Source organism: Actinobacillus delphinicola, from assembly GCF_900638385.1.
Taxonomy (GTDB): domain Bacteria; phylum Pseudomonadota; class Gammaproteobacteria; order Enterobacterales; family Pasteurellaceae; genus Actinobacillus_C; species Actinobacillus_C delphinicola.
Map to the genome: position 1 here is coordinate 1,237,614 of NZ_LR134510.1, position 13,504 is coordinate 1,251,117.

Below are 13,504 nucleotides of genomic sequence, written 5' to 3' on the forward strand. Positions count from 1 at the left end.
AAATCTCATTTTGTAGAGGTAAAGTATGATTGATATATTAAGTAATCTGATTAAGTTAGCGCAGATTTCGGGTGGAATTGATACAGTTTGCCAATTAGATGGAAGTTGGTATTTAGATAATACCGCTAATGCACCAAATGCAGTTTTACATATGATCGTTGAGGGAGAAGGCTATCTAAAGATTAAAGGCGAACCCAAAGTCATTCATATTACGAAAGGGGATATTTTATTTTTTCCGAGAGGGGAAGCACATATTCTAAGTAGCCAATCCCATTGCGATAATACGTTAGCGATTCCTTATACTAAATCACAAGAATATCTAACCGTGCGTCATTCAAGTGGGACAGTTGTGAATTTTAAATTATTCTGTGCTCATTTTTCTTATGATAAAAAAGCGGTATTATTTCAAAACTTACCTCGTTGGTTTAAGGTGAATCTACCAGATAATCAATGGCAACCCTTGTGGTCATTGCTTTCCCAAGAAATAGAAACTAAATCAGGGCACCAGCAGATTATAGATAATCTTTCTACGGTATTATTTACCCTTATTTTAAGAACTTATCTTAGTGAACATGGTGCAGATACGATTGGAATTTTGCATGGGATGCAGGATCCTAGACTAGCACCACTTCTCTATGAGATCGTTAAGAACCCAGCCATTGAATGGACGATTTCAGAAATGTCTAAAAGAACATTTTTATCAAGAGCGCAATTTATTCGGATTTTTAAGCAACAAATGGGCATGACGCCTCATTTCTTCGTGCAAAAAATACGCTTACAGCAAGCAGCTTATTTATTAAAAACGACTTTGCACTCAGTCAATAATATTTCCGCTTTAGTTGGCTTTCAAACGGAAACACATTTTATTAAAGCCTTTAAAAAACATTACTCCATAACACCGAAAAGTTATAGGATAGGGCAAGCAGAAAATGAGCATGATGATGCGATAAAGATAGTCTCTGCTTGAATAGTGACCGTTCTATACAGTTCAATCCCCAGTATTTTTCTGTTAGAATCCTAGGAAATTTTTGCCTCACAATAAGAATGAAACCAATGAATAAGCAATATTCAGCTAACGAAATAACAGTTTTAAAAGATCTTGAACCTGTACAGCTTCGTCCAGGTATGTACACCATCACCACCCGTCCAAATCATCTTGCCCAAGAAGTGATTGATAATAGTGTCGATGAAGCACTCGCAGGCTATGCGACACGTGTAGAAGTGATTTTACATGAAGATCATTCTATCGAAGTCATTGATAACGGACGTGGGATGCCAGTTGATATTCACCCCGTTGAAAAAATTTCAGGGGTAGAGCTAATCCTGACAAAATTACATGCGGGTGGTAAATTTAATAATGATAACTATAAAATCTCTGGTGGCTTACATGGCGTAGGGATTTCAGTCGTAAATGCGTTATCTGACCGAGTTGATGTCGAAGTAAAACGTGGTGGCGAAATTTATCATATTGCTTTTGAAAACGGTCACAAAGTGGAAGAATTAGAAGTGATCGGTACTTGCGGTCGCCGTACCACAGGAACGACTGTTCGTTTTAAACCAAATCCAAAATATTTTGATAATGCCCATTTTTCCGTTTCACAATTACGTCATTTATTGCGCGCAAAAGCTGTGCTTTGCTCAGGACTAGAAGTTATCTTTATTGATAAAGTGAACCATACTGAAGACAAATGGTACTACGAAGATGGTTTGAGTGCTTATCTAAGTGAAGCGGTAAACGGTTATGAAACTCTACCTGAAAAACCATTCGTAGGAGATTTTCAAGGCGAAGCGGAAGCGGTAAGTTGGGCGCTTTGCTGGTTACCGAATGGCGGTGAATTACTGGGTGAAAGTTATGTGAACTTGATCCCAACCGCACAGGGCGGTACGCACGTCAATGGTTTACGCCAAGGCTTATTAGACGCAATGCGTGAGTTTTGCGAATTTAGAAATCTTTTACCAAAAAATGTGAAGTTAACCGCAGATGATATTTGGGATCGTTGTGCGTATGTACTTTCCTTAAAAATGCAAGAACCACAATTTGCTGGGCAAACCAAAGAACGCCTTTCTTCTCGCCAAAGTAGTGTATTTGTAAGTGGCGTGGTGAAAGACACCTTTAGTTTGTGGCTAAATCAAAACGTTCAAGAAGCAGAATTATTAGCACGCATGGCGATTTCTTCTGCTGAAAAACGTTTACGAGCTTCCAAAAAAGTAGTGCGTAAAAAAATCGTTTCAGGTCCTGCCTTACCAGGAAAATTAGCGGATTGTACGCAACAAGATTTAAATAAAACCGAACTATTCTTAGTAGAAGGGGATTCTGCGGGCGGTAGTGCAAAGCAGGCACGTAACCGTGATTACCAAGCGATCTTGCCGTTGCGTGGGAAAATTTTAAACACATGGGAAGTGTCCGCAGATCAAGTGCTTGCTTCAAATGAAGTGCATGACATTGCCGTCGCTCTCGGGATCGATCCAGATAGCGACGATTTATCACAATTACGCTACGGGAAAGTATGTATTCTTGCCGATGCGGACTCAGATGGATTACATATCGCTACGCTACTTTGTGCATTATTCTTGCGCCATTTTCCAAAACTGGTTGAAGATGGTCATGTTTACGTAGCAATGCCACCACTTTATCGTATTGATATCGGTAATGACGTTTACTACGCATTGGATGAAAGTGAAAAAGAAGCGATTTTAGATCGTTTACGTAAGAAAAAAGGCAAAATCGGCGTACAACGCTTTAAAGGGTTAGGTGAAATGAACCCAAGTCAATTACGTGAAACCACGATGGATCCGAATACCCGTCGTCTTGTGCAATTAACTTTTGAAAACGTAGAAGAAGAAAGCAATGCGACCTTTGAAATGATGGATATGCTGCTTGCGAAAAAACGTGCTGAAGATCGTAAAAAATGGCTTCAAGACAACGGCGATCACGCAGAATTAAACTAATTATCACGCCCCAATTTTCATAAAAAATTATGTAGAAAGTGGAAATTGGGTTGCCCTTGTGAGCGAAGAAAACGAAAGATAACAATTATGAGTGAAATTAATTACGAAGGCATTGAGCAAATGCCGATCCGCCAATTTACAGAAAGCGCCTATTTAAATTATTCCATGTATGTAATTATGGATCGTGCTTTACCCTTTATTGGCGACGGTTTAAAACCTGTACAACGTCGTATTATCTATGCGATGAGTGAATTGGGGCTAAATGCCACAGCTAAATATAAAAAATCTGCCCGTACAGTCGGGGACGTACTCGGTAAATTCCACCCGCATGGTGATAGTGCGTGTTACGAGGCGATGGTACTTATGGCACAACCTTTCTCTTACCGTTATCCATTGATTGATGGGCAAGGGAACTGGGGGGCAGCCGATGATCCAAAATCTTTTGCGGCGATGCGTTATACCGAATCACGCCTTGCTAAAATTTCTGAAATCCTTTTATCTGAATTAGGACAAGGTACCGTTGATTTCCAACCAAACTTTGATGGTACGTTGACGGAACCTCAATACCTTCCAGCCCGTTTACCGCATATTTTATTAAATGGTACGACAGGGATCGCAGTAGGTATGGCAACGGATATCCCGCCACACAACTTAAATGAAGTGGCAGAAGCCGCCGTGATGCTTTTAGATAATCCACAAGCCACCCTTGATGATGTCATGCAACATGTTCAAGCGCCTGATTACCCAACGGAAGCAGAAATCATTACGCCAAAAGCAGAAATTCGCAAGATGTATGCCATGGGACGTGGATCGCTCAAAATGCGTGCGGTATGGCAAAAAGATCAAGGTGAGATCGTCATCACCGCACTGCCGTATCAAGCATCGCCAAGTAAGATCATTACGCAAATTGCGGATCAAATGGCAGCGAAAAAATTACCTATGCTAGAAGATATCCGTGACGAGGCGGATCACGATAATCCAGTGCGTATCGTGCTTGTACCACGCTCAAATCGTGTGGATCTCGATGCGGTAATGACGCACCTTTTTGCCACCACGGATCTGGAAAAAAGCTATCGTGTGAATATGAACATGATCGGCTTAGACAATAAACCTGCGGTTAAAAATTTACTTGAAATTTTAACAGAATGGTTGAGTTTCCGCCGTACGACTGTTACTCGCCGCTTACAACATCGCTTAGATAAAGTATTAGATCGCTTACACATTTTAGAAGGGTTAATGGTAACGTTCTTAAATGTAGAAGAAGTGATTGAGATTATTCGTCATCATGATAATCCAAAAGCAGAACTCATTAAGCGCTTTAATTTATCTGAAGTCCAAGCCGAGGCGATTTTAAATTTACGCTTACGTCAATTAGCGAAATTAGAAGAAAATACCCTGCGTGCAGAAAGCGATGATTTAGCTGATGAACGTCGTTATTTAGAAAAAATCTTAGGCTCAGCGAAAGAATTAGATGCGTTAGTTAAACACGAAATTCGTAATGATGCGATTGCCTATGCAAGCCCACGTCGCTCACCATTAGTAGAACGAGAAGAGGCGAAAGCAATTAGCGAAGCGGATATGTTACCTGCTGAAGCTGTAACGGTTGTACTTTCACAAATGGGTTGGGCACGTTGTGCGAAAGGACACGACATTGATGTTCAAAATCTTAATTACAAAGCAGGGGATAATTATCATGCCCATGCGCATGGTAAGAGCAATCAAGCTGCCTTATTCCTAGATAACACAGGACGTAGCTACGCACTAGAACCGCTTGCATTACCATCCGCACGCTCACAGGGCGAGCCATTGACGGGTAAATTAAATTTACCAGCGGGCGCAAATCTTGTGGATGTCATTATGGGTGATGAAAATCAACAAATTTTAATGGCATCGGATGCGGGTTACGGATTTATTTGTACGCTTGCCGATTTAAATACGCGTAATAAAGCGGGTAAACGCCTCCTAACTCTCCCTGAAAATGCGCAAGTATTACCACCACAAATGCTATCAGAAGGCAAAGATCTTCTGGTTTCTATCAGTAAAGGTGGACGTATGCTTGTATTCCCTGTTGCCGATTTACCTGTCTTAAACAAAGGTAAAGGGAATAAAATTATCAATATTTCGGCAGCCGATGCGAAAGAAGGCAAGGATGTGTTAGCGAAGTTATTGCTCATCAGTGAAAATGATAGCCTCGTATTCCATTCTGGAAAACGTAAAATTACGCTTAAACCACAAGATATTCAAAAATTCCGTGCAGAACGTGGACGCAAAGGAACGAGCCTGCCACGCGGCGTGCGTTATGAAAACGAAATTGAAATCGTTGCAGAATAATCATTAATAAAAAGCATCCTACGCCCCAATTTTCATAAAATTTTTTGAAAATTGGGGCGTATTTTTTTGAATAATTATTGCTCATTTAAAGGAAATTAATGTGAGCTGACTCACAAAGGAAAAGATTAAAAAAGCGTTATTCTACATATTTTATAACTATCTCTTATAATGATTTTAAAAAGATAAAACTAACGAGGAGTCATTATGTCAACATACTATTTTATTCCTACAAAAAGTGTTTTTGGTGCGGGATGCGTAGAAGATACGGGTGAAATTGCCAATTCATTAGGGATGAAAAAAGCCTTAATCGTTACCGATAAATTTTTAAGTCAAAGTGGTGTCGCAAATCGCATTGCAGATATTTTGAAAAAAGCGAATGTCGGTAGTGTGATTTTTGATGAAGTCGTACCAAATCCAACGGATAAAAATGTAGAAGCAGGCGAAGCTTTATATAAAAAAGAACAATGTGATGCGATTATTACCTTAGGTGGCGGTTCATCACATGACTGCGGTAAAGGGATTGCTCTAGTTTGCCAAAATGGTGGAAAAATCCAAGATTTTGAAGGGATTGATGTGTCAACTCAAACCTTAATGCCATTATTATCAATTAATACGACTGCAGGTACCGCAGCAGAAATGACCCGTTTTGCTATCATTACGGATACCACCCGCCACGTTAAAATGGCAATTATCGATTGGCGTGTTACGCCACTTATCGCAATTAATGATGCAGAAATGATGGCAACTATGCCATCACATTTAACCGCCGCAACAGGGATGGATGCATTGACTCATGCTATCGAAGCTTATGTTTCTACTGCACATAATCCATTAACTGATTGTGCAGCATTAAAAGCGATTCAACTTATTACAGAATATTTACCACGTGCCGTGGCGAATGGGGAAGATTTAGATGCCCGTGAACAAATGGCGTATGCTCAATATCTTGCTGGGGTCGCATTTAATAATGCGTCTTTAGGTTATGTGCATGCAATGGCACATCAATTAGGCGGTGTATATAATTTACCACACGGGGTTTGCAATGCGTTGTTATTACCGTTTGTATGTAAATTCAATCTTATTGGCGCAACCAAACGTTTTGTTGATATTGCAAAAGCAATGGGCATTGTAACAAAAGGGAAAACTGATCAGCAAATTGGCACTGAATTGGTGAAATTCATCAAAGATTTTGGCGCAGAATTAGGTATTCCAGCAAATCTTGCTGAATTAGGTGTAAAAGAATCTGACTTTAAACTTATGGCAGAAAATGCGAAAAAAGATGCATGTCAATTAACAAATCCACGCAAAGCGAGTCTAGAAGAAGTGATTGAAATGTATTTAGCTGCATTCCAAGGTACTTTGTAAGTGTAAGAATAGAATCTAAGGGAAATGAAACCGCTGATTATTCAGCGGTTTTTTTATTATCGTGCATTAAGAATTTCGCAACTTGGATACGTTCTACAAGAGTTCTCCGATCCATATCCGCATTATCAGAATCAAGAATTTTTTGCCAAAGTTGGATGGCTTCAGCGTAATGATGTTGTTGAAAAGCCACGTGCGCTTTAAGCGAAAGACTACTTATCTCAGACGGATCTTTTTTCAAGGCAACGTTGAGTAATTGTTGCACTTTCGGCGTTATCTGTTGGTGGCTTTGATAAAAGTATGCGGTCGCCGCTAATCCTAAAATTTTAGGCGTACTTCCAGCAAGTTTTTCTGCATTCGCATAGCAAGTCAAGGCTGAATTAAAATCTTCCGCTTGCATATAAGCTTGTGCGAGTTCAAGCCATTTTGAGGCATCATTAGGATCTTTACGAAGTTCTTGTTGAATCAGGTGAATGTAAGTTTCTTTTTTCTGGGTAGCAGAAACGTTTAGTGCTACTTGTGTTTTTTGCTCGACTTTTTTCCCCATAAAAAATTGCGAAAATTGGGGCGTGAATAGGTACAAAATTCCACTTGTAAACAGAAGAAATAATCCCGTGCCACTCAAATATTTAAGCGAAAATTGCCAATTTTCACTAGAAGAAATTGTGGTAGTACAATCAGGAGTATGATTGGGGTTTATGGAAGTTGCCCCCCTTTTGCGTAAAAAATAGAAAAGATAGCCACTCAGGGAAATGAATAACAAAATTGGTAAGCCCCATAGTAGATAGGTTGAAGGAATAAGGGGCGGATCGTACAACACGAAATTCCCAAACCGTGCTGTCATTTTTTGAATGATTTGTTGATCGGTTTCACCCGCATTTGCCATTTTATAGACTTCAAGGCGTAAATCTGAGGCGATTGGTGAATTTGATTCTAAAAGGTTTTGATTCTTGCATTGTGGGCAACGTAATACTTTTGCTAAGGCAAATGCTCGTTCTTGGGTTGCATTATCACGAAAATGGAAAGTATCTACCATCGTAGCCTGCACGGTGGTTGCCATTAGCATAAAGGAAAAGAGGAAACCTAAAAGTAAGCGTTTAATCATAACGTTTCCCTCGTACGCGTTGTAAAAGACCAATTACACCACCTAATGCGATACAGAAGCCACCAATCCATAGCCATATCATAAACGGTTTATACTGAATACGAAATGCAAATGCCCCATTACCGCGTTTATCCCCCATAACGATATACATATCACCTTTGGGGGTCGAATTGATCCCAATCTCTGACATTTGTACATCACGCACATCGTAGTAGCGTTTTTCCGTATAAATTGTCGCGATGGGTAATGCTTCCTTCGAAAGCAAAAATTGTGCCTGTTCTGTAACGAAATTGCTTCCTAAAAGATTTTGGAAATCTTTATATGCCAGATGATAGCCTGCGAAGGCTGTCTTCTGATGAGGGGCAAGGGCAATATTTTGTGTTTGAGTAAAATAGCTGGCCATTGTTGTTGCAAAAACAACGAGCGCGATGCCACTATGAGAAAGTAACATTGCTAAATTGCGTGGTCCTATTACGATTTTCCAAAGAGTAAATATTATCAACGTAATGGCGAGAATTAAGAAGAGGAAAGCTTGCCAAGGAAACGTATCGGCTTTTGGTAGATAGCTTATCACTATCCAGTATGCGATCCCCACGCTTAGTATCTCTAATATCAAATAAGGTAACCCATTACGCCATTTTTTGATAGGGGGGAGAAGAATTGTACTCATGCCAATTAGAGCTAGGATCACGAGCGGTAAGAATAGTTTGTTAAAATAAGGTGCTCCTACTGAAATACTACCTAAATCAAAGATATGGTAAAAAAGTGGATAGAAACTGCCTAGAAAAACAATGAATGTGGCTAGGCTAAATAGAATATTAACCCCGAGTAAAAGATAAAGCCAAAATCCGTATCGCGGTGGTGTCATTAGGGTTTTTAATCGAGTAGCAAAAAAGCCAAAGGCAAGTAAGCTGAAAAAGCAGAAAATAATTAATAGGCCGAGACCTCGGCTATTGTCTTGGGCAAAGGCGTGAACCGAGGTAAGGATTCCCGAACGCACGATAAAAATGCCGAGTAAACTTAGAATAAAAACGCAAAGTGCAAGCAGGATTGTCCAGTATGGGAATGCGTTTGATTTTATATTGGCAGAAAGGCTATGTAAAAGTGCCGTTGCGATTAACCATGGCATAAGTGATGCATTTTCACTGGGATCCCAAAACCACCAGCCGCCCCAGCCAAGTTCATAGTAAGCCCACCATGCACCAAGCATAATCCCTAATGTTAAGAAAACCCAGCCGATTAGTACCCAGGGTTTTATATCAAGTGCAAAAGATGATGGAAAGTTACCTTTTATCAAGTAAGTTAAAGTGATGGAAAATACAACAGCAAATGCACTGTATCCTAGATAGAGTAACGGGGGGTGGAAGATTAAGCCAATATCTTGCAACATTGGATTAAGATCGCCTCCTTCTAATGGTGCTGGAAAAATGCGTGTAAAAGGATTTGAGAAAAAAATTAAGAATAATAAAAATATCGCATTGATAATGCCTAAAAATGCGAGTACTCGTTGATTATCCTGATTAAATCGATGGCGTTGAGTACAACAGAATAATAGTGACCAAATGCTAAATAGTACGACTAAGAAAAGCATTGAACCACTATGTCCAGCCCAGCTGGCTGCAACCTTATAAAGTGTCGGTAACAGATGATTACTATGATTAGCCACATAACGAACGGAAAAATCATCTTGCACGAGTAAGGCAATTAAAATACCAAAAGTTGTGGCAACGAAGAAAAAGAGTGAAAACACTGTAGCGGTCATAATAGACTTACAGTTATTCATGACAAAGTTAAATTTTATATAAGGTAACATCGCAAGTAGCAATGCACTTAAGCTACTTGCGATGAGAGTGATATATCCAAATTCAGCCAGTATCATAAAATTAAGCTAAGGTCATTTGCCCTGCATATAGAATGAAGAATCGGAGGCAAAGAACGCCGAAAAGCGTGCTACCTGCGACAAGGTACACAAAAGATTTACGGTGTCTTAATGACGGTTTACTAAATTGATTTAGACCGAGAGGTAATAAAATACCGATAAATACTACACCAATCCAAAATACTTGCGCCCAGAAACCGTGTCCGAGTGCGGTATAAAACGATTGTGTTTTTTGTCCACCACCAAGATATAGGCCGAAGAAATAGGCGAATAAGAGGAATAATTCAGTGAGTAGCACAAAACGCTCTACCTTGTGTAACCAGACGAGCAAGGTATCTTGTGGATTAGTTTTGGTAAAAAATAGGGCACAAAGCGTGAGAGATGCGATCCCTGATGACATTCCAGATGCTAAGAATAAGACCGGTAATACAGGGTTATTGAGCATCGGATAACTAATTAACGCAGAGAGTAAGAACCCTGTATAAGCCCCTAAAGCAATGGCGATAAGGAGCAGTAAAAATTCTACGATACCTTGGATATACCCAATGATGCGATAAGCAAAATTTGCAAATGCCATCAAACTTGGAAAACGGTGTTGAATTAATTGTTTAACCTGTGTTTGATAAATGTGAAGCAACCATAGGGTTAATGTAATAAAGTAGCCTTGGAAAAGCATAACACCGCATGACATGATAGATGTATGGGAATAGTGGAACATGAGTTTCCAGAAAGTCCAAGGTCGAGCTAAGTGGAATATGAGAAGTGTTAGACCACAGATAACTGTAATTGGTGCGAGGAAAGCATTAATTTTAATGAGATAGTTTTGTGAGAGTTCACCATGGATTAATCCAGCTCGTTTTAATAGGATTATCATCATAGTTGAACCTGCAGAGATACCTAGGAGGAAGAGATAAATGGCAATACTTTCTCCCCATACTAGAGACGGAAAATGGAAGGGCGTTGTCATTCGTGAATTTCTCCAATAAAGTTGGGTACATGATATAAATTAGGCTCTGTACCTAAAGCCACTTTTGTACGGTATGTTACCTTTTCTTTTAATTTTAACGAGATCGCACTATAAGGATCATTAAGATCGCCAAAAGTGAGCGCCTTCGTTGGGCACACCTCCACGCAAGCGGGGAGTTTTCCTTTTGCAAGATTGGTATTACGGCAGAAATTACATTTATCCGCTGTTAATGTAACAGGATTAATGTAGCGCACACGGTATGGGCAAACGGCAATACAATATTGGCAACCGACACAGAGATCAGGATTGACATCAACAATCCCATTTTTAATATCAATATACGATGCGCCAGTTGGGCATACGGCGACACAAGGAGCGTTGGTACAATGTTGGCAAGAATGGCGGAAGAATCTATAGCTAATATCGGGAAATTCGCCATATGGACCAGTACGAATGATCTCTAAACGCGTCACTCCCTCTGGCACATGATTGACTTCTCTGCATGCGTCCATACAAGCGGTGCAACCGATACACAGATTTTCATCGTGGAGCATCCCGTAGCGGATTGGTTTATCCGTCACTTTGTTTATTTTAGAAAAACCGACAGACGGTGCAAGGGTAAGGAGACTTGCTCCTACCCCTTGAAGAAAAAGACGACGCGAACAATTACTCATTTTTTAGCTCCTTTGTATCAATATGAGGCATTTGAGCATGTTGGATATTTGTATGTTCTCGTTGTTGTTTTCCATGACAATCAACACAAAGTTTTACTTGTTCTTTTTGGTTTAATCCATGCATTGGATCATCTTTTGGATGTAAAACGTGGCAAGCAGCACAAGGTAGTTTCATCGCATGAACATCATGCACCCAAAGTTTTTCGCGCATTTTGTCTGGATTATGGCAAGCAAAACAAACCTGATTTTGTTGTTCTACCGTGTACATCGGTTTCGTTTTACTAAAGATATCAGATTGGAAACGCATCACATCTTTAGCACCACGGCGGTGATTCTCGGAAATATTGCCGTGACAGCTTACACAGGTAATCGGTTTACCATTATTGGGATTCATTTTGGTTAAATGGATACCGTAGAATTTACCTAAGTGCCATTGACCGCCATGTTGCGTACCATCACCACTAAATTTATGGCATTTTACGCAGTAGTCATTGGGATTGCGTTGATGTTCCAATTGGGGTTCATAAGTTTGAGCGGCAAATAAAGAAGTTGCAAAGCATAAGCCCAAAATCAACGCCCCAATTTTCGGAAAAAATTTTGTCATATTCATAGAATTTTCCTTTTTGTTATGCCATCCCATTTTCATAGGATGGCAAGTTGCAATTAGTGCGCTGGTGGGGGAGTATCAATAAGACCTTTGCTAATAGCTTCCTTATTCCATTCTGGCACAATTTCTTTTAAGAATTTTGCTTTTTCAGCACGTGCTTTTTGGATATCAATTCCCATAGCCTTCCATGCTGCATTTGCTGTTGAAATATCAGGAATTGGAACAGGAGTTTTCACATGATGTTCTGCCAAAATAGTAGCTAAATCTGCACGTGCAGTAGCGACACGATCTAACCCTGTACCTAGCACTTTTAAGATGACATCAGGTGCATGCATATAGCCGCCATGAGTTGCCGCTGCATAATCCCAACGCCATTGTGCATGACGAATCGCAGTTAATGCTGGTTGCATTTCTTCTTTGGTCGCACCTGCATCCCAAGCAGCTTTAGCCTCAAAGTGTGCATGGACTAATTGATCTTCAAGTTTCAGCATGACTTCTTTAATATTTTGTTTACGCGATTCAACAATATTTTGAAGTGTTTCTTTTTTCTGAGTATGGCAGTTCGCACAGGTATTTTGGAAATTATTAAATGGATTACCAACATTGTGATCCGTATAAACTTTACCATCTGCACCCTGTACTTTCGGCATATGACAGTCCACACAACTTACTCCATTTTTACCGTGGATTCCCATTGACCATGTTTCAAAATCAGGGTGTTGAGCTTTAAGCATTGGTGCTTTAGAAAGTGAATGGGTCCAGTCGCTAAATTGGATGTTATCGTAGAATTTTTCCATGTCATCAACACTTAAACCATTGAACCATGGGAAAACAACATTATTCACGCCATTTTTGTCAAAATAATATTCAACGTGACAATTTGCACAGATAGCCGTACGTTTATCTGTTGTATCCATTTGATTGAAATTCTTACCGATAACGTCTAACGCACGTAATACGTGTGGTCGAGCAATGCGTAATGCAGGTTTTCCTTCTTCAAAGTCTTTGGAAGTCGTATCGTGACAGTCGGCACAGCCTACAGAATTTACAATTTGGTTACCCGCTTTTGCCCATTTCCCAGAGAAGAAGTCTTTTTCTCCCCATTCTGCGATTAAACGAGGTACATCAGGACCTTTACATGTCCAACAAGCCATTGGCATAGGACCTTCTGTTGGGGTCATTGGTGCGCCAGTACGCAAAATATTACGGACATCAGTAACCGTATAGAAGTGTCCTCGTGGCTTATTATATTCTTTAGAAAAACCATATCCGCCCCATAGTACGATTAAACGCGGATCTTCTTCTAATGCAGGTACGACATCCGTACTTTCTGAAGTTTTATACCAGCTTTGATATTGGCGGGGATAATTTTGACTGAACTGAGAATTTTTAGATTGAATAACGATATCAGATGGTTTAGCAAGATTAGAAACGGGAACGGGATATTGACCACTTGTCGTCGAGTAAGAGTGTGATTCTACCGCTTGGGTTGAATGAATCGTCAGAGCTGCCATTGTTGTGAGTATAGGAATGTGTACCCACAAATATTTTTTTGTTTGCATAATGTGACCCTATAAAGTATGAAAAATAAATAATAATTGAGGGTATTGTACGCAAAAAAAACTTTTTA

At 39.9% G+C, this 13,504-nt stretch carries 10 protein-coding genes; 4 read left to right on the forward strand and 6 right to left on the reverse strand.

Annotated elements, in window-relative coordinates:
• The first annotated feature begins 25 nt into the window (after positions 1 to 25).
• The 4 genes from EL259_RS05835 to EL259_RS05850 all read left to right on the forward strand — a co-directional run bounded on the left by EL259_RS05835 (position 26) and on the right by EL259_RS05850 (position 6,645).
• A complete protein-coding gene (locus tag EL259_RS05835) occupies positions 26 to 967 on the forward strand; it encodes a cupin domain-containing protein (protein ID WP_126599861.1) in 942 nt (313 codons plus the stop codon).
• An 86-nt stretch (positions 968 to 1,053) separates the two neighbouring features.
• Entirely contained in the window at positions 1,054 to 2,949 is a 1,896-nt protein-coding gene (gene parE / locus EL259_RS05840) for a DNA topoisomerase IV subunit B (RefSeq protein ID WP_126599862.1), read from the forward strand.
• An 87-nt stretch (positions 2,950 to 3,036) separates the two neighbouring features.
• The gene (parC, locus tag EL259_RS05845) at positions 3,037 to 5,280 is read left to right on the forward strand and encodes a DNA topoisomerase IV subunit A (RefSeq protein ID WP_126599863.1); all 2,244 of its coding nucleotides are present in this window, start codon (positions 3,037 to 3,039) and stop codon (positions 5,278 to 5,280) included.
• A 204-nt stretch (positions 5,281 to 5,484) separates the two neighbouring features.
• Positions 5,485 to 6,645 carry an iron-containing alcohol dehydrogenase gene (locus EL259_RS05850; RefSeq protein WP_126599864.1) on the forward strand — a complete coding sequence of 387 codons (1,161 nt, stop codon included), beginning with the start codon at positions 5,485 to 5,487 and terminating at the stop codon, positions 6,643 to 6,645.
• 37 nt (positions 6,646 to 6,682) lie between these two features.
• Here the strand turns inward: EL259_RS05850 and nrfF are convergent, their stop codons facing one another.
• From nrfF to nrfA, 6 genes are read right to left on the reverse strand one after another with little or no spacing between them, the layout of a single operon-like run.
• A complete protein-coding gene (nrfF, locus tag EL259_RS05855) occupies positions 6,683 to 7,747 on the reverse strand; it encodes a heme lyase NrfEFG subunit NrfF (RefSeq protein WP_126599865.1) in 1,065 nt (354 codons plus the stop codon).
• Positions 7,740 to 9,626: a heme lyase CcmF/NrfE family subunit gene (locus tag EL259_RS05860; protein WP_126599866.1), complete on the reverse strand. Its 1,887-nt coding sequence runs from the start codon at positions 9,624 to 9,626 to the stop codon at positions 7,740 to 7,742. Before EL259_RS05860 ends, nrfF begins: the two co-directional genes overlap by 8 nt.
• Before the next feature lie 4 nt (positions 9,627 to 9,630).
• Positions 9,631 to 10,593, reverse strand: coding sequence for a cytochrome c nitrite reductase subunit NrfD (gene nrfD / locus EL259_RS05865; protein WP_126599867.1), 963 nt, complete (start codon positions 10,591 to 10,593; stop codon positions 9,631 to 9,633).
• Positions 10,590 to 11,267, reverse strand: coding sequence for a cytochrome c nitrite reductase Fe-S protein (gene nrfC / locus EL259_RS05870; RefSeq protein ID WP_126599868.1), 678 nt, complete (start codon positions 11,265 to 11,267; stop codon positions 10,590 to 10,592). Before nrfC ends, nrfD begins: the two co-directional genes overlap by 4 nt.
• The gene (gene nrfB / locus EL259_RS05875; RefSeq protein ID WP_126599869.1) at positions 11,260 to 11,913 is read right to left on the reverse strand and encodes a cytochrome c nitrite reductase pentaheme subunit; all 654 of its coding nucleotides are present in this window, start codon (positions 11,911 to 11,913) and stop codon (positions 11,260 to 11,262) included. The genes nrfC and nrfB overlap by 8 nt, the downstream gene beginning before the upstream one ends.
• Positions 11,914 to 11,930: 17 nt before the next feature.
• Positions 11,931 to 13,436 (reverse strand): ammonia-forming nitrite reductase cytochrome c552 subunit, encoded by a 1,506-nt coding sequence (gene nrfA / locus EL259_RS05880; protein WP_232019022.1) that lies wholly within the window; start codon positions 13,434 to 13,436, stop codon positions 11,931 to 11,933.
• Positions 13,437 to 13,504 lie beyond the last annotated feature (68 nt).

Coding starts and splice junctions, on each gene's coding strand:
- EL259_RS05835 (WP_126599861.1), top strand. CDS start 26: ATGATTGATATATTAAGTAATCTGATTAAGTTAGCGCAGATTTCGGGT.
- parE (WP_126599862.1), top strand. CDS start 1,054: ATGAATAAGCAATATTCAGCTAACGAAATAACAGTTTTAAAAGATCTT.
- parC (WP_126599863.1), top strand. CDS start 3,037: ATGAGTGAAATTAATTACGAAGGCATTGAGCAAATGCCGATCCGCCAA.
- EL259_RS05850 (WP_126599864.1), top strand. CDS start 5,485: ATGTCAACATACTATTTTATTCCTACAAAAAGTGTTTTTGGTGCGGGA.
- nrfF (WP_126599865.1), bottom strand. CDS start 7,747: ATGATTAAACGCTTACTTTTAGGTTTCCTCTTTTCCTTTATGCTAATG.
- EL259_RS05860 (WP_126599866.1), bottom strand. CDS start 9,626: ATGATACTGGCTGAATTTGGATATATCACTCTCATCGCAAGTAGCTTA.
- nrfD (WP_126599867.1), bottom strand. CDS start 10,593: ATGACAACGCCCTTCCATTTTCCGTCTCTAGTATGGGGAGAAAGTATT.
- nrfC (WP_126599868.1), bottom strand. CDS start 11,267: ATGAGTAATTGTTCGCGTCGTCTTTTTCTTCAAGGGGTAGGAGCAAGT.
- nrfB (WP_126599869.1), bottom strand. CDS start 11,913: ATGAAAATGGGATGGCATAACAAAAAGGAAAATTCTATGAATATGACA.
- nrfA (WP_232019022.1), bottom strand. CDS start 13,436: ATGCAAACAAAAAAATATTTGTGGGTACACATTCCTATACTCACAACA.